Origin of the sequence: Sulfitobacter aestuariivivens (assembly GCF_014763045.1) — a bacterium.
Lineage (GTDB): Bacteria > Pseudomonadota > Alphaproteobacteria > Rhodobacterales > Rhodobacteraceae > Sulfitobacter > Sulfitobacter aestuariivivens.
Genome location: NZ_JACTAG010000001.1, coordinates 1,816,759 through 1,837,735 on the forward strand (window position 1 = coordinate 1,816,759; position 20,977 = coordinate 1,837,735).

Consider the following 20,977-nt stretch of genomic DNA (forward strand, 5'->3'; position numbering starts at 1 on the left):
TATGGGCCACCTGGTAACGCGGCGGGCGAGCGACATGGACATCACGTTTCTTCTCAACGGAGATCCTGTGTCCCTGACGGATGTATCCCCCACCACAACCCTGCTCGACTGGCTGCGCGAGAGCCGCGGCCTGACGGGCACCAAAGAGGGCTGTAACGAGGGCGACTGCGGGGCCTGCACCGTCATGATCACCGACGCAGAGGGATCGCGGTCTCTTAATGGCTGCATCCTGTTTCTGCCCCAGATCGCAGGCAAACATGTCACCACGGTCGAAGGGATTGCCGGTCCGGACGGCACGCTGCACCCTGTGCAACAGGCCATGGTTGATCATCACGGTAGCCAATGCGGGTTTTGCACCCCCGGCTTTGTTGTCTCGATGGCCTGCGCCCACCTCAATGGGGCCACCGATCACGACGTCCAGCTGGCCGGCAACCTGTGCCGGTGCACAGGCTATGCCCCGATCATCCGCGCCGCGGACGCCGCAGCCGACGCACCTGTCCCGGCCCATCTTCTTTCTCTGGCCAAAACTCTTCCCGGAGGTCCGGAGGCAGCGCCTCCGAAGTCGCCGACAGACACCCAGGGCGCACCCTCCGTGTGTGTTCCCGACAGCGCCGATGCGCTGGCCGAATGGTACGCCGCACATCCCAATGCCACGCTCATCGCCGGGGCCACCGACGTGGGCCTGTGGGTGACCAAACAGTTTCGCGATCTGGGTGATATCGCCTTTCTCAACCAATGCGCAGACCTGCGCGGCATCTCCGAGGATGACACCGCCCTGCACATCGGTGCGATGACAAATCTGAACGTGGTTGAAGCCGCCATAGCACAACGTCACCCCAGCTTTGCTGCGATGATCCGGCGCTACGGCTCGGTGCAGGTGCGCAATGCGGCCACGCTGGGCGGCAACATCGCCAACGGCTCCCCAATCGGAGACAGCCCGCCCGCGCTGATTGCGCTTGGCGCTCAGCTGCACCTGCGACAGGGCGACGCCCGTCGAAAAATCGCGCTGGAGGACTTTTTTATCTCCTACGGCCAGCAAGACCGCCGCCCCGGCGAATTTGTCGAGGCCATCAGCATTCCGAAGGGGCCTGACACGCTGCGGTGCTACAAACTGTCAAAACGCTTTGATCAGGACATTTCCGCGGTCTGTGGATGCCTCGCGCTGGATCTTGACGGACCGACGATCACCGCCGCACGCCTTGCCTATGGCGGGATGGCAGGCACCCCGATGCGCGCAGGCCAGGCCGAAGCAGCACTTGTCGGCCACCCCTTCACAGAAGACACCATGCGCGCCAGCATGGCCGCCATGGCGCAGGATTTCACCCCGCTCAGTGACATGCGCGCCTCCGCCAGTTACCGCCTCAAGACCGCCCAGAACATGCTGTTGCGCTATCTGCATGACATGGCGGGCGATCTCACGGATGTGCAGCAGGTGACAGCATGAGCGTGACAAAACCCCTGCCCCATGATGCAGCGCCGCTGCATGTCACCGGGGCTGCCCGCTATGTCGATGATATCCCCACGCCCTCGGGCACGCTGCATCTGGCCTTTGGTACCAGCGCCGCAGCGGCAGGCCGCCTTGTGGGGCTGACCCTTGACCACGTAAGGGCCGCCCCGGGCGTGCTGGATGTGCTCACGGCGGACGACCTCGAACATGACGCGGATACCTCCCCTTCGAATCACGATGAACCGCTGTTATGCACGGGCGACATTCATTTTGTGGGCCAACCGCTCTTTCTTGTCATCGCGACCAGCCATCTCAACGCCCGCTATGCCGCACGCGTTGGCGAACCTGAGATCATCAAATCCAAACCAATCCTAAGCATCGAAGACGCGCTTGCCGCCGACGCGCGGTTCGAGGACGGGCCGCGCATCTACCAGAAAGGCGATGCCGTGGCGGGCCTGAAGGAGGCGGTGCAAACCCTGTCGGGTTCCATCACGATGGGGGGTCAGGAACACTTTTACCTCGAAGGTCAGGCCGCGCTCGCGTTGCCGCAGGACAACGGTGACATGGTTGTGCATTCCTCCACCCAGCACCCGACCGAAATCCAGCACAAGGTGGCCCATGCACTGGGCAAACCCATGCATGCCGTGCGGGTCGAGACACGCCGCATGGGCGGCGGGTTCGGCGGCAAGGAAAGTCAGGGCAACGCGCTGGCCGTGGCCTGCGCCATTGCGGCCGCCAGAACCGGGCGGCCTTGCAAGATGCGCTATGACCGGGACGATGACATGATCATCACCGGCAAGCGTCACGACTTCCGCATCGATTACACCGTGGGTTTCGATGATGACGGGCGGCTCAGCGCGCTTGATGTGACCCACTACACCCGCTGCGGCTGGTCGATGGACCTGTCGCTGCCGGTCGCTGACCGCGCCATGCTGCACAGCGACAATGCCTATCACCTTGATGACATCCGCATCACCTCGCACCGGTTGCGCACCAATATGTGCTCGGCCACCGCCTATCGCGGGTTTGGCGGGCCGCAAGGGATGCTGGGTATCGAAAGGGTGATGGATCACGTCGCCCAGCATCTGGGCCGCGATCCGCTGGATGTGCGCCGCGCCAATTACTATGCCGACGTGGTGCAACAGCGCGCCGCTGGCGCGGCCATCGACAACCGTCCCATCCCCGACACCGGCGCGGACAACGCGTCGCGCGGCGCCGACCCTGCACCGACACAATACCGACGTGATACCGACGTTGCACCGACACGCCAAACCACCCCCTATCACCAGCCCGTCACGGACTGCATCATAAATGCGATGACCGACCGTTTGATGGGATCCAGCAGCTACGAAGAGCGCCGCGCACTGATCGCGGACTGGAACATGGCACAGCCTGTTCTGAAGCGAGGCATCGCGCTGACGCCGGTCAAATTCGGCATCTCCTTTACGCTTACCCACCTCAATCAGGCAGGTGCCCTGGTGCATGTCTATCAGGATGGCTCTATCCACCTGAACCACGGCGGAACAGAGATGGGCCAGGGGTTGTTCCAAAAGGTCGCACAGGTCGCAGCAAGCCGCTTTGGCGTCCCGCTGGAGATGGTGAAAATCACCGCAACCGACACCGGCAAGGTGCCCAACACGTCTGCCACGGCAGCCTCTTCCGGATCAGACCTGAACGGGATGGCCGTGCAAAACGCCTGCGATGAAATACGCACCCGGATCACGGACCATCTGGCAGAACGCCATCAGACACGTGACATCACCTTTTTGGACGGTAAGGTGTTGATCGGAAATGAGGAAATTACCTTTGCACGGGCCGCCGCAAGCGCCTATGAAAACCGTATCTCTCTATCTGCCACAGGCTATTACAAGACACCCGAAATCGAATGGGACAGGATCGCCGGAAAGGGCCGCCCTTTCTTTTACTTCGCTTATGGGGTCGCCTGCACCGAAGTGGTGATCGACACTCTGACGGGCGAAAACCGCATCCTGCGCACGGACATTCTGCATGATGCCGGGGCCTCGCTGAACCCGGCTTTGGATATCGGACAGATTGAAGGCGGCTATGTGCAGGGCGCGGGCTGGCTCACGACCGAAGAGCTGGTCTGGGATGCGGATGGTGTACTCAAGACCCATGCGCCCTCCACCTACAAGATCCCGGCCTGTTCCGATCGCCCGGACGTCTTCAATGTCGCCCTTTGGGATCAGGAAAACCCCGCCCAAACCGTCTACCGCTCCAAAGCGGTCGGTGAGCCGCCTTTCATGCTGGGCATTTCCGCCTTCATGGCCCTGTCAGACGCCATCGCCGCCTGCGGACCCGCGTTCGGCGATGTGCAGGCCCCCGCCACCGCAGAAGAAGTTCTGCGCGCCATCGCGCGGACACGCTCATGAGCGTCATCTACGTGCAAATCCTTGAAACCAAGGGCTCTGCGCCACGCGATGCAGGCACCGTGATGGAGGTGCGCACAGAAAGGACCGACGGCACAATCGGCGGGGGCGCGCTTGAGCATCAGGCGATTGCCACGGCACGCACCCTGATGCGCGAAAAGCGCGATACCCTCACACAGACCATTCCCTTGGGGCCGGGGTTGGGACAATGCTGCGGTGGATCGGTCAGGCTGCTGTTCACGCGTCAGCCGCGCATAGCAGAGCCTGATCCGTCCTTCCGGATAGATGGTCCATCACCGGACAGTCCGGTGCCGCTTTGGCTCTGGGGCGCGGGCCATGTTGGCCGCGCAGTGGTTGATGCTGCACCTGCCCGGTCCTTCGACGTCGTCTGGGTCGACGACGCCCGCGAGCGGTTCCCCCCGAAAATCCCGGATCATGTAACTGCGCTGCCAGCGCACGACATGGCGCTGCTGGCCGCACGCTGTCCCCGCGGCGCGCATCACCTGATCTTCACCTACGCCCACGACATAGACCTGGCGCTGTGTGCCGCGTTATTGCGCAGGCAGGCTGCATCGATCGGGTTGATCGGGTCGGCCACCAAATGGGCGCGATTTTTCAAACGCCTGACCGCCATGGGGCTTGACCCCGCGCCGATCACCTGCCCGATTGGGGACAAGGCACTGGGCAAGACGCCTGCTGCCATTGCGCATGGTACGGTGACCGCCTTACTGGCGAATGTGGCAAGAAAGGTTCCCGCATGACACAGACACCTCTTCTGCACCTTGCTGGTCTGACCAAGGCCTATCCTGGCGTTGTGGCAAATGATGACGTGTCGCTGACCATTGCACCCGGCGAAGTCCATGCGCTGCTTGGCGAGAATGGTGCAGGCAAATCTACGCTGGTCAAAATGATCTACGGTCTGGTCAAGCCCGACGCCGGAACGATGGAAATGAATGGGGCGGCTTTTGCCCCCCCGGAGCCACGCGCGGCACGCGCTGCGGGCGTCGGTATGGTGTTTCAGCACTTCTCGCTTTTTGACGCCCTGAGTGTGGCGGAAAACATTGCATTGGGGATGGAAGACGCCCCCAAAATGAGCGCGCTCAGCCGCCAGATCAGGGAGGTGTCCGAAACCTATGGTCTGCCATTGTCACCTGACCGCGTGGTGGGTGATCTGTCCGCCGGTGAGCGGCAGCGTGTCGAAATCATTCGCTGTCTGCTGCAGGAACCAAAGCTTTTGATCATGGATGAGCCTACGTCGGTTCTGACGCCGCAAGAGGTTGAAATCCTTTTCAAAACACTCCGCAAATTGAGCGCCGAAGGTACTGCGATCCTGTATATCTCGCACAAGCTGGAAGAGATCCGCAGCCTGTGCGATGCCGCGACCATTCTGCGGTTGGGCAAGGTCGTGGGCCATTGCACCCCGTCCGAGACGTCCGCACGGGACATGGCCGAGATGATGGTGGGATCAGCGCTCAAGACCCCCACACGGGCAGGAAAGACGCCGGGCGATGTGGTGTTGGCACTGGAGGGGCTGAGTGCGGCCTCGCCCAGTGCTTTTGGGATGCCATTGCGCGACATAACGGTCGAGGTGCGCCGAGGTGAAGTCTTGGGTATCGGGGGTGTTGCGGGAAACGGGCAGGATGAATTGCTGGCTGCACTGTCAGGCGAGATGCGCACCCGTCCGGGGTCGGTCCGATTTCAGGGTCGCGATGTCAGCCTGCTGGGCCCCAATCCGCGCCGCGCGATGGGCATCCTCAGCGCGCCGGAAGAGCGATTGGGCCATGCAGCCGTGCCGGATATGTCGCTGACGGAGAACGCGTTGCTGACTGGTGCTGCGCGGGAAGGGCTGGACAGGGGCGGGATGTTGAACTGGTCGGCGGCGCGCAAATTCGCTGAGCGCATCATCGAGACTTTCGATGTGCGCACCCCCGGTCCCGCCAATGCAGCGCGGTCGCTGTCGGGCGGGAACCTGCAGAAATTTGTCATCGGTCGCGAGGTCTTGCAGCGCCCGGAATTGCTGGTGGTGAACCAGCCGACCTGGGGCGTTGACGCGTCCGCCGCGGCGGCCATTCGTCAGGCCTTGCTGGATCTGGCAGAGAACGGGACAGCGATTGTGGTGATCTCACAGGACCTTGATGAGCTTATGGAGATCTCGGACCGGTTTGCGGCACTGAATGAGGGACGTTTGTCACCACCACGGCCCGCACAGGGGCTGACCGTGGAAGAGATTGGCCTGATGATGGGCGGTGCCCACGGTATGGAGGTTGCGCATGTTTGAAGAAGCGCGGAATTTTATGAAAATTCCGGACCGTTTTCTTTCCAAGAAAACGCACGGTCATTGTTGGACGGGCGCAGCAATCATGAACAGTGTTTCGTGCGGCACTGTTGCAATAGGTATTTGCAAAAGGGTGAATGAAGGGGGCGCATCATGATCCGGCTTGAAAAGCGGCCCCAGCCGAGCCGGGCGTTTTCACTGGCCACCCCGGTTCTGGCGGTGTTGGCGACAATGTTTTTTGGTGGCTTGCTATTTGCCGCTTTGGGCAAAGATCCGTTGGTGGCGATCAAGACCATCTTCTGGGATCCATTGTTTGGTGAGTTCGCTTTCTTTTACCGCCCACAGCTTTTGATCAAGGGCGCGCCACTGGTGTTGATCGCCATAGGGCTGTCGCTTGGCTTTAAGGCGGGTATCTGGAACATCGGCGCGGAAGGCCAATATATCATGGGGGCACTTTTTGGCGCCGCTGTTGGGTTGGCATTCTATCCGGCACAGAGCGTGTTCATCTTCCCACTGATGGTGCTCGCCGGGGCCTTTGGAGGGTGGATTTGGGCGATGATCCCCGCGCTCCTGAAGGTGCGATTTGGGACCAATGAAATCCTTGTCTCGCTGATGCTGGTGTATGTGGCTGAACAGTTTCTTGCCTCCATGTCCTTGGGATTACTGAAAAACCCCGAAGGGTTCGGCTTTCCTGGGTCGCGAAACTTGCAGCAGTACGAGAGCGCCTTTAATGCCGACATCATTGAGGGATCCGGCATGCATTGGGGTGTCGTGGCGGCGTTCATTGCCGTCATTCTGGCCTACGTCCTGCTGACCAAGCATCGCCTGGGGTTTGCCATACGCGTGACCGGTGAGGCCCCGCGTGCTGCGCGGTTCTCGGGCGTGAACCCTGCGCGGCTTGTCTTGTTCTGCCTGGGCATGTCGGGGTTGCTGGCGGGGCTCGCGGGACTGTTCGAGGTATCGGGACCTGCAGGGCAGGTCACCATTGATTTCAATGTGGGCTATGGGTTTACCGCGATCATCGTGGCCTTTCTGGGCCGCCTGCATCCGGTGGGAATTCTGCTGGCAGGGCTGTTGATGGCGCTGACGTATATCGGGGGCGACATCGCACAATCCAATCTTGGCCTGCCTGCGGCGGCCATTCAGGTTTTTCAGGGGATGCTGCTGTTTTTCCTGCTCGCTCTGGACATGTTCACGAATTACCGGTTGCGCTTTGGCCGGGGGGAGGTTGCTTGATGGCGTTTCTTGGCGGACTGATGCAATCTTTGCGACCTCTGATCGTGGTGGGTATCCTGCTGGGGTTCCTGATGGTTTATGCGACGTACGGTTTGCCGGGCGTTTGGCTGGTGACAAAACTGGTGGCCATCGGGATTGTGATGAATTTTGCGGGATGGCTGTTGCTGCGCTTTGTTCTGCAACGCGCAGGTAAGTGGGGGGCAAAGTAATGGACCTTTCAGCTATCAACCCAGTCCTTTTCATCGCGGGATTTCTGGTCGCCGCAACGCCGCTGATCTTTGCGGCTATCGGCGAACTGGTCGTGGAAAAATCAGGTACGCTCAACCTGGGTGTGGAAGGCATGATGATCACGGGGGCGATCTGCGGGTTCGCGATCGCCGTCGAAACAGGCTCCCCCCTGCTTGGGTTTGTCGCGGCCGCAGTCGGCGGGGCCTTGCTAAGCCTGTTATTTGCGTTTCTGACGCAAATCACGCTGGCCAATCAGGTTGCGTCGGGCCTGGCACTGACGCTTTTCGGGCTTGGGTTGTCTTCCCTGCTGGGGCAATCCTATGTGGGAATCAAACCGCCACGGCTGGGCGACATTAACTTTGGGCCGCTGGCAGATATCCCGGTAATCGGACCGATCCTCTTTACCCACGACATCATTTTGTACCTTGGTTTCCTGCTGGTTGCTGCGGTCTGGGCGGTGCTGAAATTTACGCGCGCGGGGCTGGTGCTGCGCGCGGTGGGCGAAAGCCATGATGCGGCCCATGCACTGGGCTATAAAGTGGTGCGCATCCGCACGCTGGCGATCATGTTCGGCGGAGCCTGCGCCGGTGTCGGTGGCGCCTATATCAGCCTTATTCGCGTGCCACAGTGGACCGAAGGGATGACAGCCGGTGTGGGCTGGATCGCGCTTGCGCTGGTTGTGTTTGCCAGCTGGAAACCCTGGCGGCTCCTGCTCGGTGCCTATCTTTTTGGCGGGATCACTCAATTACAACTTAATCTGCAGGGGGCAGGCGTTGCCATTCCGGTGGAGTATTTGGCAATGTCGCCCTACGTTATCACGATTGTTGTTCTGGTGATTCTGAGCCGGGACAAATCTGCTGCACCCGCCTCACTGGGGCGGACTTTCCACGCCTCTACCTAGGGGCCAACAACTGCCCCGACGGGGCAACAAAAACGGGGATGTTTATGAAATTCGGAAAACTTCTTGCCGGTGCCACGCTGGCGCTTGGGCTTGCCACGTCGGCTTATGCCGATGGGCATGAAAAAACCAAGGTGGGCTTTGTCTTTGTCGGCCCCATCGGGGATGGTGGCTGGACCTATGAGCACAACAAGGGTCGCGAAGCGGTCGAGGCAGAGTTCGGCGATGCGGTCGAAACCGTCTATGTGGAAAATGTGGCCGAAGGCCCGGACAGTGAGCGGGTGATGACCCAAATGGCGTTGGATGGCGCAGATCTGATCTTTACGACGTCCTTCGGCTATATGGACCCCACGATCAACGTCGCCAAGAAATTTCCGGATGTGAAATTCGAACACGCGACCGGGTACAAGCGGGCGGACAACGTGTCGACCTATTCGGCGCGTTTTTATGAAGGCCGTGCCATCCAAGGCCACATCGCGGGCTCCATGACCAAGTCGAACATCATCGGCTATATCGGTTCCTATCCGATCCCCGAAGTAATCCGGGGCATCAACTCCGCCTTCATCCACGCGCGCAAGGTCAACCCGGACGTGCAGTTCAAGATCGTCTGGGCCTACACTTGGTTTGATCCCGCAAAAGAAGCGGACGCGGCGAAAGTTCTGATCGAACAGGGTGCCGATGTGATCCTGCAACATACTGACTCCACTGCCCCACAGGCGGCAGCACAGGAAGCAGGCAATGTGATCACCTTCGGTCAAGCCTCTGACATGTCGCAGTATGCGCCCATGCCACGCGTGTCTTCGATTATTGACGATTGGGCGCCATACTATATTGCGCGCACCAAAGCTGTGATGGATGGCACCTGGGAAAGCACGGACACATGGGATGGCATCGGTGCCGGCATGGTGGGCATTGGTGAAATTTCAGACGCGGTGCCTGCAGATGTCAAAGAGCAAGCGCTGGCAATGAAGGCCGCCTTGGCTGACGGATCGTACCATGCATTTACCGGCCCGCTGAAAAAGCAGGACGGCAGCGATTTCCTCGCAGAGGGCGAAACGGCTGACGACGGCACGCTGGCTGGCATGAACTTCTACGTCGAAGGCCTTGAAGGCGATATTCCGCAATAAGCAGTTCTGAAAGAACACACGTGAGAGGCTCCGCAGGTGATGCGGGGCCTCTTGCCTTTCGCGCATCCAGGTAGGTGCTTGCCCTTGTGAGGTTGCTTGCCACCCCGTAGATGCGGGGCATGTCAGCCAGATGACAAAGGAAACCGGCGATGAACACCCACGACACGCTTGAGGCGCAGGCGCCTCCACATGCGCCCAAACTCTTTGCGCCGCTTATCTTCAAGCGCGGGCCACAGGCCCCGAACCGGATCCTCAAATCCGCGATGAGCGAGGTGCTGGCAAAACAGGGCGTTCATCTGCCGAACAATGCGCACCAAGAGGTCTATGAACGGTGGGCGCGTGGTGGCACCGGTATATTGGTCAGTGGCAACGTCATGATCGACCGGACCGCCCTGGGCGAGCCCGGAAATGTGGTGCTGCAAGACGGCACGTCGCTGGACCCGTTCAAGGAATGGGTCGCCGCCGTCAGGCGGGGCAATCCGAAAACCCTTTTCTGGATGCAATTGAACCATCCGGGGAAGCAGATACCGAAGTTCCTGTCACCCGAACCTGTGGCACCAAGCGCCGTGCCGCTTGGCAAAGGGTTGGACAAGTCATTTGCCCCGCCGCGCGCCCTTGAAGATGCAGAGATCGAAGCGCTGATTGCGCGCTTTGCCACATCCGCACGTTTAGCGCAGGAAGCAGGCTTTGATGGTGTGCAAATCCACGGCGCGCACGGCTATCTGGTCAGTCAGTTCCTGTCGCCTCACCACAACCGCCGGACAGACCGTTGGGGTGGCAGCGCCGAAAACCGCCGCCGGTTTGTACTGGAAATCTATCAGGCGATCCGCGCCGCCGTAGGCGAGGATTTCCCAATTTCCATCAAAATGAACAGTGCGGATTTCCAGAAAGGCGGCTTTGCAGAGGACGAGGCGCAAGAAGTTATGAAAGCGCTGGCAGACGCGGGGATCGACCTGATCGAGATTTCGGGCGGCAATTACGAGAACCCTGCGATGACCGGACACAGGCAATCCACCCGCGAACGCGAGGGCTATTTCCTTGAATTTGCCGCACAGGCGCGGGCGCTTTCAGAGGTCCCTCTTGCGGTCACCGGTGGCTTCAGATCCGTCCGCGCGATGGAGAATGCGGTGGCCTCGGGCGCCTGTGACATGGTCGGGCTGGCGCGCAGCCTGACGCTTGACCCCGAATTGCCCCGCAACGCGGCGTGTGATCCGGCGTATACCCGAGACGTCGGCACGCCCAGCACGGGCTTTAGGGGCATGGACAGGATGTTCATGCTGGCGATCACGTATTACGAAAGCCAGATCAGGCGGATGGGACGCGGGCTTGACCCCAAACCCGGTATGTCTGCCTGGCACACCGTGTGGGAGAACGTGAGCGCCATTGGCGGTCAGGCATTCAGGAAACGGCGGCAGTAATACCCGGTAGATCCAAGCCTAGTCCAACCGCCCATAAAAGGTCTGTCGCGCACTTTCCGACAGCGCGACACCCGGCGCGTCGTTGTACGCAAGCACCGCCAGCATACGCGTGCGATCGCTCTCGTTGGGCGAGACACGGTGCAAGGAATTGCGCCCCCGAAACAGCACCAGCGTGCCAGGCTCCATGGTCAATACCTTTGGCTGGGCCCTGCCATCCAGCACATCAGCCACGCCGTCATAGTTCATCTCTCCAGCGACTGAATCGCGCAGGTTTTGCACGTATTCGAAATGCGCACCGGCATCGGGTTTCTGGATCAAAAGGGTGATTGCGAAGGACGAATTGTCAAAATGCCATCCCAGCTCCTGACCTCGCTCCGCATAATGGATGTTAATAGACGACAGGGGATCCGCATAGGGGTGCAACGCGGTTTGCCCGGTTACGCCAGAGACGAACCCACGGAAGTCCGGGTGATCGTACAGCAGACGCAGCGGTGAATTTGCCGCGATATGATCATCACAGATGCATCCTTTTGACGAAACCACCTGCCGGTTTGCAGGATGCTCTGCCGCAAAGCGATCATCGGGTGGGGTCAGGTAAACAGAGTGGTTCTGCGCACAGAAGTACGCGCTCTTGCGGCCTTCGCGCGCTTCGATCACCATTGCTGCCAGCGCATTGGGTAAGATGAAGTCTTTCAGCACCAGCACGCCCTCACGATCCAGGGTATCGGCGCCAGCCTGTTGATAGGTGCTGTCACGGATCTGGTGCGTGGCCAGATCAACGATCTTGGACAACGACAGCGATGCGTTTTCTTTGTTCACAAGCTAGTCCTTTCTGGCTGCATAAGATCCGTCCGGTCCATGTACTTCATCGCCCTCCAGCGCAGGGGAAAAGACACAGATCAGATGCAATGGCCCGCCACCTGCAGGCACATGGATCTCGTGACGATCATGCATATTTGGAGCATATAGAATACCGGCGCGAATGATATGTTCGGTTCCGGCATCAACCGCGTGCACCGTGCCGACGCCGCCGATACAATAACACGCTTCAATGTGATGCTTATACTGCAGCCTGAGCACCGCACCGGGCAACACCTGCGTTTCGGTCATGGAAAACCCCATGCCATCGGATTTCACCAGCAACCGGAGCGATGTCCAGCCATCTCCAGCCGCATCACGGGCGGTGCCGCGCAGGTCGTTCCTGTCCTGAATAATCATCCGTCCCTCCCCTTTGCGCAATCAGATTGCCAGTCTTGAGCGTTCCGCGCTAGGTTTGTCAGATGATTACCCTGCATCATCTCAATCGCTCACGCTCGCACCGTATCCTCTGGCTTCTGGAAGAGATCGGCGAACCCTACAAGGTCGCCGCCTACCAGCGCGACCCCAAGACCAATCTGGCCCCGCCAGAACTGGCACTGGTCCACCCTTTGGGCAAATCCCCGATGATCGAAATCGACGGCGAACTGGTGGTCGAAAGTGCCGCGATCGTCGAAGTTCTGTGTGAGCGTTTTGCCCCGCAGATGATCCCCGAACGCGGCACGCCTGCATATCTGCGCCATCTTGAGGCCATGCATTTTGCAGAAGGTTCGGCAATGACACCCATCCTGCTCAATCTCTACGTCAGCAATCTGGGGGACGCAGGCAAACCGCTGCATCCCCGCATCACATCAGAGCTGGACCGACACTATCGCTATATGAACGATATGTTGCGCCCGTCCGGACACTTTGTGCAAGACAGCCTGAGTGCGGCGGATATCATGCTGAGTTTCCCAGCAGAAATTGCCATGCGCCAAGAGCGCGGTGACGATTACCCGGCTCTTGCAGGCTTTGTAGAGATGATTCAGGGGCGGGAAGCCTACCAACGCGCCACCCAGAAGGGCCGTTCCGCGCAAGGTGACAACTGATGCGTTGCGCACGAAAGCACGCCATGCCAAATCGACGCTTATGTCCAAGTTGATCACCAGCCCCGGTGGCCTCCCTGCCAGCCGACTTGCCTTTGGGACCATGCAGTTTGGTGGCAAAGCCGATGCAGATCAGTCACGCGCCATGTTCGAAACCTGTCTAGAAGCAGGCATCACCCATTTCGATACCGCGCATGTCTACACCGATGGCAACTCAGAGAAATTGTTGGGTCTGTTCGCCAAGGACAAGCGCGATGACCTGATTATCGCGACCAAAGCAGCGTATGACAAACCCGCGACGGCAGAGAATATCCGCGCCAGTGCTGACACATCGCGCCAGCGCATGCAGATGGATAGGCTTGATGTGCTTTACCTCCACCGTTTTGACCCAACGACCGACCTGCGCGAAAGTTTTGAAGCGCTTGCAGGACTGCGTGACACAGGGGTGATCCGTTATGTTGGGGTCTCAAATTTTGCAGCATGGCAAGTGGTCAAGGCTGCGGGCATCGCGTCCGAATTTGATCTGGCGATTTCGATACTGCAGCCAATGTACAACCTCGTAAAGCGACAGGCCGAAGTGGAAATTCTGCCGATGGCTGATGATCTGGGCATTCTTGTCGCGCCCTATTCGCCCTTGGGTGGCGGCTTGCTGACTGGGAAGTACGCGCAAGGTGCCGTCGGACGATTGACGGAGGATGATCGCTATGCTGCGCGATACAGTCAGGATGCGATGCATGAAGGCGCCAGTGGATTGGCACGTTTGGCTGACGAAATGGGCGTCTCGCCAGCAACTTTGGCGGTCGCTTGGGTGGGTGCGCACCAAACCGGCCCGACACCGATCATATCGGCCCGCACTGTGGAACAGCTTGGACCGTCCCTTGCAGCGTTCGATTTCGAGATGACACCGGAGCTTTATGCGCGCATCGCCGCGCTTGCTCCCACGCCACCACCTGCGACAGACAGGACCGAAGAACAAGAATGATCGAATTCATTGTCATCGGTGGCGGCATCGCCGGGATTTCCGCAGCCGCACGCCTATCGCAGGACGCCAGTGTCATATTGTTGGAACGCGAGGACGCGCTTGGCTATCATGCCTCGGGCCGGTCCGCCGCCTTGTTCGAGGAAAACTACGGGCTGCCCAGCACGGTCGCGCTCAACAAGGCCAGTGCGGCCTATCATTTCGAGGCAAACGGCGGTTACACCAGCGCACGCGGGCTGCTGATTGCCGCGCGGGAAGATGAACGCGACGTGTTCGAGCATGACCTCAGCACCATGGGGCTCGCACGGATCAGCGCGGGCGAGGCCTGCGATCTGGTTCCCATTCTTGACCCTGCACTGGTCAGCCAGGCCGCCTATCATGCAGCAGCCTATGATCTGGATACAGACCGGATGATCCACGATTTTCGCCGTGTGGTGACGGGCAATCAGGGTCAGGTCGTGACCCAGGCCGAGGTTTCTGACGTACGCCGCGTGACTGGCGGCTGGCAGATCAAGACGGCAACCGAAACCTATGAAGCAAAACGTCTGGTCAATGCTGCGGGGGCCTGGGCTGACCAGATAGCGGTCTTGGCCGGAATCCGGCGCATCGGCCTGCAACCGTTGCGCCGTTCGATGGCGCGCATTCCGGCACCCGGCGGTCATGATGTCAGCGCCTGGCCTATGTTCTTTGGTGTTGGCGAAAGTTGGTACGCCAAGCCAGATGCTGGTGCCTTGCTGGTATCCCCTGCAGATGAAGACCCGGTAGAACCGCACGACGCCTGGGCCGATGACATGGTGCTGGCCGAAGGGTTGGCGCGCTACGAGGCGATGGTGACCACGCCTGTCGACCGCCTGCTGTCCTCGTGGGCCGGGTTGCGCAGTTTTGCACCTGACCGTGCGCTGGTGTTGGGCCCCGATCCTGCAATGCCAGAATTTATCTGGTGTGCCGCACAAGGTGGCTACGGATTTCAGACAGCACCCGCCGCGTCGCAATTGGTGGCGGATCTCGCGTTCGGGCGCAGCCCTCAGATCGCGCCAGAGGTCGTGGCCCAGTTGCGCCCCGAGCGCTTGCGCTGATGGCCCAAGGCTTGCCGCCCAGCGCATCTGTTGTGCGCGCACAAGAGGGTCAGAAACTTCATGCCCCGGCGGCGGCGCGGAATGCCGCCGCACTGACGGACCTTTTGCGAAAAATAGCGCCGACCCGTGGCCGCGCGCTGGAGATTGCCAGTGGGACGGGCCAACATATCACAGCTTTCGCCAACGCATTGCGGGATATCGAATGGCAACCTACCGACGTTGATCCGGCCCGGCTATATAGTATCGATGCCTATAGAAAAGAGGCAGTACTGGACAATATCCTGCCAGCACAACACCTGGATGCGACAGTTCCGGGATGGTACACAGACCACGCCAGAAAAGACCTGATTGTGCTGATTAACCTGCTGCATCTGATCTCGGTATCCGATGCTCGCACAGTCGTCTCCGAGGCCGCCAAGGCGCTCGCCAAAGGTGGCGTGCTGTTTCTTTATGGCCCCTTCAAACGTGATGGCGTGCTGACCAGCGCTGGTGATCAGCGGTTTGACGCTGAGCTGCGGGGCGCTGATCCGGCAATTGGCTACAAGGACGATCTCGACATCGTGGCGTGGCTAGGCGATGCTGGAATGGCCACCATCGAAAGCGTGGAAATGCCCGCCAACAATCTGGCGCTTATCGCCCGGAAAGAGTGACCATGTTGCCCATGCGCCGTTTTGCCCTGCTTGCCCTTCTTGCCCTTGCCGCATGTGGTGCGGCACCCCGTGCCAGTGCGCCACCAGCAGAGCCCGGTGTCATTTTTGCCCCTCGTTTCAGCGATGCCGATCCGGTTGATTTCTCAGGCCGCGCGCCCGGCAATTTTCCTGTGCACGGCATTGATGCCGCCCGCTTTCAGAAAAGCATCGACTGGAACACAGCCCGGCGAAATGGCGTGAACTTTGCCTTCATCAAGGCCACTGAGGGTGGTGATTTGCTGGATCTGGAATTCAAGAACCACTGGCGCGGCGCCGCCCGCGCGGGGGTTGAACGCGGGGCCTATCATTTTTACTACTTCTGCACCTCGCCCGAGGTTCAGGCCCGCTGGTTCATCCGCAATGTGCCGCGTGGCAATATGCTGCCGCCGGTGCTGGACATGGAATGGAACCCATTTTCGCCCACCTGCGCCACAGTGCGCCCGCCTGCGGCCGAGGTACGGCGACAGATGCGCACCTGGCTGCGGATTGTCACCGATCACTACGGGCAAAAGCCCATCATCTACACAACACCCAAGTTCTATCGCGAGAACGATCTGCGGCGGATGACAGGGTGGGAATTCTGGTTGCGTTCCACCGCAAAGCAAGTGTCCGACGTCTATCCCGGCGAACGCTGGACCTTTTGGCAATATACCGCAACCGGGATTGTGCCGGGGATCTTGGGTGAGGTCGACCTGAACGTCTTTGCCGGCAACCGGGCGGAGTGGCAACGGTGGGTGGCGGCAAGAAAGCGCTAGGTGCCAATCAGCCTGTCGATGATTACAGCGGTCCAGGTAATGCCCGGTACGAAAGTCGACATCAGCACAGCGAGCGAGCCGAGATCTTTTGCTTTGCGCGACAGCTCATGCCGCTCGGGTCCGATCCGGTCAATCGCGGCCTCAATGGACGAATTGATCACCTCGACGATCAGCACAAACAGACCTGACACGATCAGTAATGCAGTCGCGGCCGCTGTTTGCCCCAGCCAGACCGCGATGGGGATCGACACCAAGAAAAGGATGCACTCAAGACGAAATGCTTCCTCATCACGCCATATGTCACGAAATCCAACGCTGGAGTTTCGCCACGCGGCACGCAGACGTTCCAAGCCTTTAAGCGGTTGATTGGCCACAGGTCATCCTTTCTGCACAGCCTGACATGCTGCGCTGGCCCTACAGATAATGCAAGGCAAAGATCAGGTTGAGAGTTTCGTCGGTCGCGCCCGCGCAAAGTGGCGCGCGATGACAAACATACCACCAATCAACAACAGCGGCAGGATCAGCAGACCAAAGACATGCACACCCAACACCATCAGCAATGCGCCGATTAAGTCATCTGCCCGCGCGGCGATGTTACCAGCCAATTCACGATATTCCGCAAATCCGGGTTCGTCCTGTTCAAGCACCTCGGTTTTGCCGAACTTGACCGTGATGTCGTCGATAACGGCTATATTCTCTCGATAGGTGTCACCAGTCAAAACGCTTGCAAGAGGTGCTGAGATGATAAGCGCAACCGGCAGCGCCAGTCCAAGAAATGCGCCATACCAACCCAGCTTTCGATCCAGCCCATCTTCGCGCCCTTGAAGGAACAGTCGCAGGGCCAGCGCTACGGCCAGCAACGCCATCCCGATCGCACTGACCGGACCAAGCGCAACGGCCAGTATGCCGGTCGCCACCATGATCCCGAAGACCAGCGAGGCGATGCGTTCCACCGTGTCGTCAATCGGCTCCAGCCACTTCAACGGCTGGGCAGAGCCTGATGCGATAAAGGACAGGCCAACTTCGAACTCCTGCGCCGTGGACAAAAGCGCGTTGAGGGTGCGCAGGGTCACATAAGTGGCCCCTGCCGCCACGGCCACGGATTGCGCGTGTCCCTGCGCGGCCCGGGTCAGTGGATTGTCTCGAAACACAGCCGCGGCCAGAGCTGCCAGCAGGCAGATCGCCAAAACGGTTGTCCGAGGTGTCACCCGTCTATCCGGATATTCGCATTCCTGGGATCGTAGGGACTGTCCTCGACAATCTCGGCATCCCACAATTGATCGAACATCTTGACCTTCAGCTTCTGGCCCACCACGGCGTGTTCGGGTTTGACATAGCCCATGCCAATGGATTTGCCAAAGTGCACAGAATAGCCCCCCGATGTCAGGCGTCCGGTACGATCATCCCCCACATACAGAACCTCGCGACCCCAGGGATCAGCGTCGTCGGGCCCGTCAATTAGCACGGTAACGCATTTCGCGTTGATGCCGTGATCTGCCATGGCCTGCTTGCCATGAAACTCCTTCGACATATCCACAAAGCGGGGCAAATCAGCCTCAAGTGGCGTCGCGTCACGGCCCAGTTCTGTGCCAAAGGCGCGATATGATTTTTCCTGCCGAAGCCAGTTTTGTGCACGCGCGCCGACCAGCTTCATCCCGTGCGTCTCGCCTGCTTTTTCAAGCTGATCAAAGAGGTAATTCTGCATCTCGATAGGGTGATGCAGCTCCCATCCCAGCTCTCCGGTATAGGCCACGCGGATCGCGCGCACCGGGCACATGCCAAGCTCGATATTGCGCATGGTCAGCCACGGAAAGCGCTTGTTGCTGAGCACTGTCGCCGGGTCGGCGTCGACCACCAGTTCGTTCAGCACATCGCGTGATTTCGGTCCGGCAATGGCAAAAACGCCCCACTGCGTGGTCACGTCATGACACTCGATATAACCGAACTCCGGTGCCTTATCCTCAATCGCCTTGCGCAAAAAGTCAGCGTCATAGGCTGTCCAGGCACCCGCCGAGACAAGGTAGTATTCGTTCTCTGCCAACCGCACGATCGTGTATTCCGTCCGTGTCGTACCGGCCTGCGTCAGGGCATAGGTCAGGTTGATACGCCCCACCGACGGCAGCTTGTTGCAGGTGAACCAATCCAGAAACTGCGTCGCGCCGGGCCCTTTCACCAGATGCTTGGTAAAAGCCGTCGCATCGATCAGGCCCACACCTTCACGGATCGCTTTCGCCTCTTGGGCGGCATACTGCCACCAGTCACCACGCCGGAAGGATCGGCTTTCCAGATCGTTGAACCCTTCGGGGGCAAAGTAATTGGGCCTTTCCCAGCCATTGACCCAGCCGAACTGCGCGCCGCGCGCCTTCTGGCGATCATAGGCGGGTGCCGTGCGCAACGGGCGGCAAGCTTCACGCTCTTCATCCGGGTGGTGCAGGATATAGACGTGGCTATAGCATTCTTCGTTCTTGCGCGCTGCGAACTCGGTGGTCATCCAGTCGCCGTAACGTTTGGGATCAAGCGACGCCATGTCAATCTCGGCTTCACCATCGACCATCATCTGAGCCAGATAGTAGCCTGTTCCCCCTGCGGCAGTGATACCAAAGGAAAAGCCTTCGGCCAGCCACATATTGCGCAGCCCCGGTGCAGGGCCAACCAGCGGATTGCCATCTGGTGTATAGCAGATCGGTCCGTTGAAATCGTCCTTCAGACCGCTTTCCTCACAGGACGGGACCCGGTGGATCATCGCTGCGTATTGGTCTTCGATCCGGTCCAGATCCAGTTGGAACAGATCCGCCCGAAAACTGTCAGGCACCCCGTGTTCGAACCGCGCAGGCGCACCGTGCTCATAGACACCCAGAATCCAGCCTCCCCGCTCCTCGCGTACATAGGACTGGGCATCGGCGTCACGGATCACAGGGTGTTCGACATTGCCGTCCCCGCGCCATTTCACCAGTTCCGGATCCTGATCCATCACGATGAACTGATGCTCCACCGGGATCGCCGGCATCTTGATCCCAAGCATCTTTGCCGTCCGCTGCGCGTGGTTGCCCGACGCCGTCACAACATGCTCCGCAGTGATCACCACCTGTTCGTCAGTGGGCACCAGATTGCCACCTTTTTCGACCATTTTCGTGCAGGTCACGTCCCAGGCTTCGCCGTTCCACTCAAACGCATCCGCCTGCCACTTACGCTCAATCGCCACACCGCGTTGGCGCGCCCCCTTGGCCATCGCCATCGTGACATCGGCGGGGTTAATGTAGCCATCGGTATGATGGTAAAGCGCTCCTTTGAGGTCTTCAGTCCGAATGAGCGGCCATTTCGCCTTCACCTCATCGGGCGTCATGAAAACATACGGCACCCCGCAGGTCTCGGCGGTGGAGGCGTAAAGCATATATTCATCCATCCGCGCATCCGTCTGCGCCATGCGCAGGTTGCCAACCACGGCAAAGCCCGCATTCAGCCCGGTCTCTTCTTCAAGCGTTTTGTAGAACCGGATCGAATAGTCATGAATATGTGTCGTTGCATAGGACATGTTGAAATAGGGCAATAACCCCGCCGCATGCCACGTCGAGCCAGATGTCAGTTCATCGCGCTCCAGCAGCATCACATCATCCCAACCGGCTTTCGCCAGATGATAGGCAATTGACGTCCCCACGGCGCCGCCGCCCACAACCAATGCTTTGACGTTCGTTTTCATGACATGATTCCTCTACCCGTCTGGCCCCTGTTTTAGGGCCGCACACAGGTTTCGCGCGGGCACCAGCCGACGCAAATACGCAGAAAACCGACCTGCCAATCCGGGCGACTAGACACGCTATGCGGGAAACTGGTTAACTGATGGCATTTCACAACCTCAATTGCAGCCAACGGAGTTGCCGACATGTCCAAGATTTCCCTGCTCGATGCCGCCGAAATGATGGCGCAAACCTACGCCCGCAGCAACACAAGTGAAGTTCATACTGCAATCGACGTGGCGGGTGTGCAGGCGGTTTATCTCAAGAATGGTACCCTTGTCATTCCCGGCACAAATGAATTTTCCGACTGGTTTGACTTCAATCTGAACATGGGCGGCGCCACTACGGTGGACGGCCACGGCTTCGAAGTTGTTGCAGGCGACAGCGGCGCGCTATGGCACGCTGGATTTCTGCAACATGCCCAGATGGTCTACATGTTCGCCAAGGGCCTGAATCCCAAATTCATCGTGGGCCATTCTCTCGGTGCGGCATCCGCTCAGATCGTGGGCATGTCTCTGCGCACCCCCACCATCGCCTTCGCCTCACCCCAGACCTGTCGCACCCGTGACCGGCTGCCGAATGAAGGCTGGGTGATCAATGTCTGCCGAATCGACGACGCGGTCTGCCACGTCCCACCCAAATTCCTCGGTTTTCGCACCATCGGAAGCCGCTACTGGCTGCGCCCGGATGAACTGGACGCGGACGAAGACCACAAGATCCACAACTACGCGGATCTTCTCAAACTCAAACGCATCAAGGATCGTGTTCCCACGTCCTGGCCCGCCTGATCCAAAATCGGTCCAAACGCCGAAACCGCGTGGTGCCTG

20 protein-coding genes are annotated in these 20,977 nt (G+C 59.6%); 15 read left to right on the forward strand and 5 right to left on the reverse strand.

What is annotated here, in order from left to right; all coding sequences use genetic code 11:
• Positions 1 to 34: 34 nt before the first annotated feature.
• From xdhA to H9Q16_RS09035, 9 genes are all read left to right on the forward strand, one after another.
• The gene (xdhA, locus tag H9Q16_RS08995; protein WP_191075220.1) at positions 35 to 1,444 is read left to right on the forward strand and encodes a xanthine dehydrogenase small subunit; all 1,410 of its coding nucleotides are present in this window, start codon (positions 35 to 37) and stop codon (positions 1,442 to 1,444) included.
• The gene (gene xdhB / locus H9Q16_RS09000; RefSeq protein ID WP_191074970.1) at positions 1,441 to 3,837 is read left to right on the forward strand and encodes a xanthine dehydrogenase molybdopterin binding subunit; all 2,397 of its coding nucleotides are present in this window, start codon (positions 1,441 to 1,443) and stop codon (positions 3,835 to 3,837) included. The genes xdhA and xdhB overlap by 4 nt, the downstream gene beginning before the upstream one ends.
• Positions 3,834 to 4,595, forward strand: coding sequence for a xanthine dehydrogenase accessory protein XdhC (gene xdhC / locus H9Q16_RS09005; protein ID WP_191074971.1), 762 nt, complete (start codon positions 3,834 to 3,836; stop codon positions 4,593 to 4,595). The genes xdhB and xdhC overlap by 4 nt, the downstream gene beginning before the upstream one ends.
• Positions 4,592 to 6,112, forward strand: coding sequence for an ABC transporter ATP-binding protein (locus H9Q16_RS09010; protein WP_191074972.1), 1,521 nt, complete (start codon positions 4,592 to 4,594; stop codon positions 6,110 to 6,112). Before xdhC ends, H9Q16_RS09010 begins: the two co-directional genes overlap by 4 nt.
• A gap of 150 nt (positions 6,113 to 6,262) precedes the next feature.
• On the forward strand, positions 6,263 to 7,345 hold the full coding sequence (locus tag H9Q16_RS09015; protein WP_191074973.1) for an ABC transporter permease: 1,083 nt from the start codon (positions 6,263 to 6,265) through the stop codon (positions 7,343 to 7,345).
• Positions 7,345 to 7,554: a hypothetical protein gene (locus tag H9Q16_RS09020; protein ID WP_191074974.1), complete on the forward strand. Its 210-nt coding sequence runs from the start codon at positions 7,345 to 7,347 to the stop codon at positions 7,552 to 7,554. The genes H9Q16_RS09015 and H9Q16_RS09020 overlap by 1 nt, the downstream gene beginning before the upstream one ends.
• Positions 7,554 to 8,474, forward strand: coding sequence for an ABC transporter permease (locus tag H9Q16_RS09025; RefSeq protein WP_191074975.1), 921 nt, complete (start codon positions 7,554 to 7,556; stop codon positions 8,472 to 8,474). The genes H9Q16_RS09020 and H9Q16_RS09025 overlap by 1 nt, the downstream gene beginning before the upstream one ends.
• Positions 8,475 to 8,518: 44 nt before the next feature.
• Positions 8,519 to 9,598: a BMP family ABC transporter substrate-binding protein gene (locus H9Q16_RS09030; protein ID WP_191074976.1), complete on the forward strand. Its 1,080-nt coding sequence runs from the start codon at positions 8,519 to 8,521 to the stop codon at positions 9,596 to 9,598.
• A gap of 149 nt (positions 9,599 to 9,747) precedes the next feature.
• Positions 9,748 to 11,016 (forward strand): NADH:flavin oxidoreductase/NADH oxidase family protein, encoded by a 1,269-nt coding sequence (locus H9Q16_RS09035; RefSeq protein ID WP_191074977.1) that lies wholly within the window; start codon positions 9,748 to 9,750, stop codon positions 11,014 to 11,016.
• Positions 11,017 to 11,034: 18 nt separating this feature from the next.
• Here H9Q16_RS09035 and H9Q16_RS09040 read toward each other — a convergent pair whose 3' ends face one another.
• Positions 11,035 to 11,835, reverse strand: coding sequence for a HalD/BesD family halogenase (locus H9Q16_RS09040; RefSeq protein WP_343067809.1), 801 nt, complete (start codon positions 11,833 to 11,835; stop codon positions 11,035 to 11,037).
• 3 nt (positions 11,836 to 11,838) lie between these two features.
• Complete coding sequence (locus tag H9Q16_RS09045) at positions 11,839 to 12,234, reverse strand: ectoine synthase (protein ID WP_191074978.1); 396 nt, start codon at positions 12,232 to 12,234, stop codon at positions 11,839 to 11,841.
• A 62-nt stretch (positions 12,235 to 12,296) separates the two neighbouring features.
• On the opposite strand from H9Q16_RS09045, the gene H9Q16_RS09050 reads away from it, so the two are divergent.
• Genes H9Q16_RS09050 through H9Q16_RS09070 form a run of 5 tightly spaced genes read left to right on the forward strand, consistent with a single transcriptional unit; the run spans position 12,297 to position 16,416 of the window.
• A complete protein-coding gene (locus tag H9Q16_RS09050; RefSeq protein WP_191074979.1) occupies positions 12,297 to 12,920 on the forward strand; it encodes a glutathione S-transferase family protein in 624 nt (207 codons plus the stop codon).
• Between the two features lie 40 nt (positions 12,921 to 12,960).
• Positions 12,961 to 13,899 carry an aldo/keto reductase gene (locus H9Q16_RS09055; protein ID WP_191074980.1) on the forward strand — a complete coding sequence of 313 codons (939 nt, stop codon included), beginning with the start codon at positions 12,961 to 12,963 and terminating at the stop codon, positions 13,897 to 13,899.
• Positions 13,896 to 14,972, forward strand: coding sequence for an NAD(P)/FAD-dependent oxidoreductase (locus H9Q16_RS09060; protein ID WP_191074981.1), 1,077 nt, complete (start codon positions 13,896 to 13,898; stop codon positions 14,970 to 14,972). Before H9Q16_RS09055 ends, H9Q16_RS09060 begins: the two co-directional genes overlap by 4 nt.
• The gene (locus H9Q16_RS09065; RefSeq protein WP_191074982.1) at positions 14,972 to 15,622 is read left to right on the forward strand and encodes a DUF938 domain-containing protein; all 651 of its coding nucleotides are present in this window, start codon (positions 14,972 to 14,974) and stop codon (positions 15,620 to 15,622) included. The genes H9Q16_RS09060 and H9Q16_RS09065 overlap by 1 nt, the downstream gene beginning before the upstream one ends.
• Before the next feature lie 2 nt (positions 15,623 to 15,624).
• Entirely contained in the window at positions 15,625 to 16,416 is a 792-nt protein-coding gene (locus H9Q16_RS09070) for a GH25 family lysozyme (RefSeq protein WP_216859318.1), read from the forward strand.
• Here H9Q16_RS09070 and H9Q16_RS09075 read toward each other — a convergent pair.
• From H9Q16_RS09075 to H9Q16_RS09085, 3 genes are all read right to left on the reverse strand, one after another.
• Complete coding sequence (locus H9Q16_RS09075) at positions 16,413 to 16,790, reverse strand: diacylglycerol kinase (protein WP_191074983.1); 378 nt, start codon at positions 16,788 to 16,790, stop codon at positions 16,413 to 16,415. The genes H9Q16_RS09070 and H9Q16_RS09075 overlap by 4 nt on opposite strands.
• A gap of 63 nt (positions 16,791 to 16,853) precedes the next feature.
• A complete protein-coding gene (locus tag H9Q16_RS09080) occupies positions 16,854 to 17,624 on the reverse strand; it encodes a hypothetical protein (RefSeq protein WP_191074984.1) in 771 nt (256 codons plus the stop codon).
• Positions 17,621 to 20,113 carry a GcvT family protein gene (locus H9Q16_RS09085; RefSeq protein WP_191074985.1) on the reverse strand — a complete coding sequence of 831 codons (2,493 nt, stop codon included), beginning with the start codon at positions 20,111 to 20,113 and terminating at the stop codon, positions 17,621 to 17,623. Before H9Q16_RS09085 ends, H9Q16_RS09080 begins: the two co-directional genes overlap by 4 nt.
• Positions 20,114 to 20,296: 183 nt before the next feature.
• On the opposite strand from H9Q16_RS09085, the gene H9Q16_RS09090 reads away from it, so the two are divergent.
• Positions 20,297 to 20,938, forward strand: coding sequence for an alpha/beta hydrolase family protein (locus H9Q16_RS09090; RefSeq protein ID WP_191074986.1), 642 nt, complete (start codon positions 20,297 to 20,299; stop codon positions 20,936 to 20,938).
• Positions 20,939 to 20,977 lie beyond the last annotated feature (39 nt).

Bases quoted from the DNA above. Each gene is read 5' to 3' on its own strand.
- xdhA (WP_191075220.1), top strand. From the start codon at position 35: ATGGACATCACGTTTCTTCTCAACGGAGATCCTGTGTCCCTGACGGAT.
- xdhB (WP_191074970.1), top strand. From the start codon at position 1,441: ATGAGCGTGACAAAACCCCTGCCCCATGATGCAGCGCCGCTGCATGTC.
- xdhC (WP_191074971.1), top strand. From the start codon at position 3,834: ATGAGCGTCATCTACGTGCAAATCCTTGAAACCAAGGGCTCTGCGCCA.
- H9Q16_RS09010 (WP_191074972.1), top strand. From the start codon at position 4,592: ATGACACAGACACCTCTTCTGCACCTTGCTGGTCTGACCAAGGCCTAT.
- H9Q16_RS09015 (WP_191074973.1), top strand. From the start codon at position 6,263: ATGATCCGGCTTGAAAAGCGGCCCCAGCCGAGCCGGGCGTTTTCACTG.
- H9Q16_RS09020 (WP_191074974.1), top strand. From the start codon at position 7,345: ATGGCGTTTCTTGGCGGACTGATGCAATCTTTGCGACCTCTGATCGTG.
- H9Q16_RS09025 (WP_191074975.1), top strand. From the start codon at position 7,554: ATGGACCTTTCAGCTATCAACCCAGTCCTTTTCATCGCGGGATTTCTG.
- H9Q16_RS09030 (WP_191074976.1), top strand. From the start codon at position 8,519: ATGAAATTCGGAAAACTTCTTGCCGGTGCCACGCTGGCGCTTGGGCTT.
- H9Q16_RS09035 (WP_191074977.1), top strand. From the start codon at position 9,748: ATGAACACCCACGACACGCTTGAGGCGCAGGCGCCTCCACATGCGCCC.
- H9Q16_RS09045 (WP_191074978.1), bottom strand. From the start codon at position 12,234: ATGATTATTCAGGACAGGAACGACCTGCGCGGCACCGCCCGTGATGCG.
- H9Q16_RS09050 (WP_191074979.1), top strand. From the start codon at position 12,297: ATGATTACCCTGCATCATCTCAATCGCTCACGCTCGCACCGTATCCTC.
- H9Q16_RS09055 (WP_191074980.1), top strand. From the start codon at position 12,961: ATGTCCAAGTTGATCACCAGCCCCGGTGGCCTCCCTGCCAGCCGACTT.
- H9Q16_RS09060 (WP_191074981.1), top strand. From the start codon at position 13,896: ATGATCGAATTCATTGTCATCGGTGGCGGCATCGCCGGGATTTCCGCA.
- H9Q16_RS09065 (WP_191074982.1), top strand. From the start codon at position 14,972: ATGGCCCAAGGCTTGCCGCCCAGCGCATCTGTTGTGCGCGCACAAGAG.
- H9Q16_RS09070 (WP_216859318.1), top strand. From the start codon at position 15,625: ATGTTGCCCATGCGCCGTTTTGCCCTGCTTGCCCTTCTTGCCCTTGCC.
- H9Q16_RS09085 (WP_191074985.1), bottom strand. From the start codon at position 20,113: ATGAAAACGAACGTCAAAGCATTGGTTGTGGGCGGCGGCGCCGTGGGG.
- H9Q16_RS09090 (WP_191074986.1), top strand. From the start codon at position 20,297: ATGTCCAAGATTTCCCTGCTCGATGCCGCCGAAATGATGGCGCAAACC.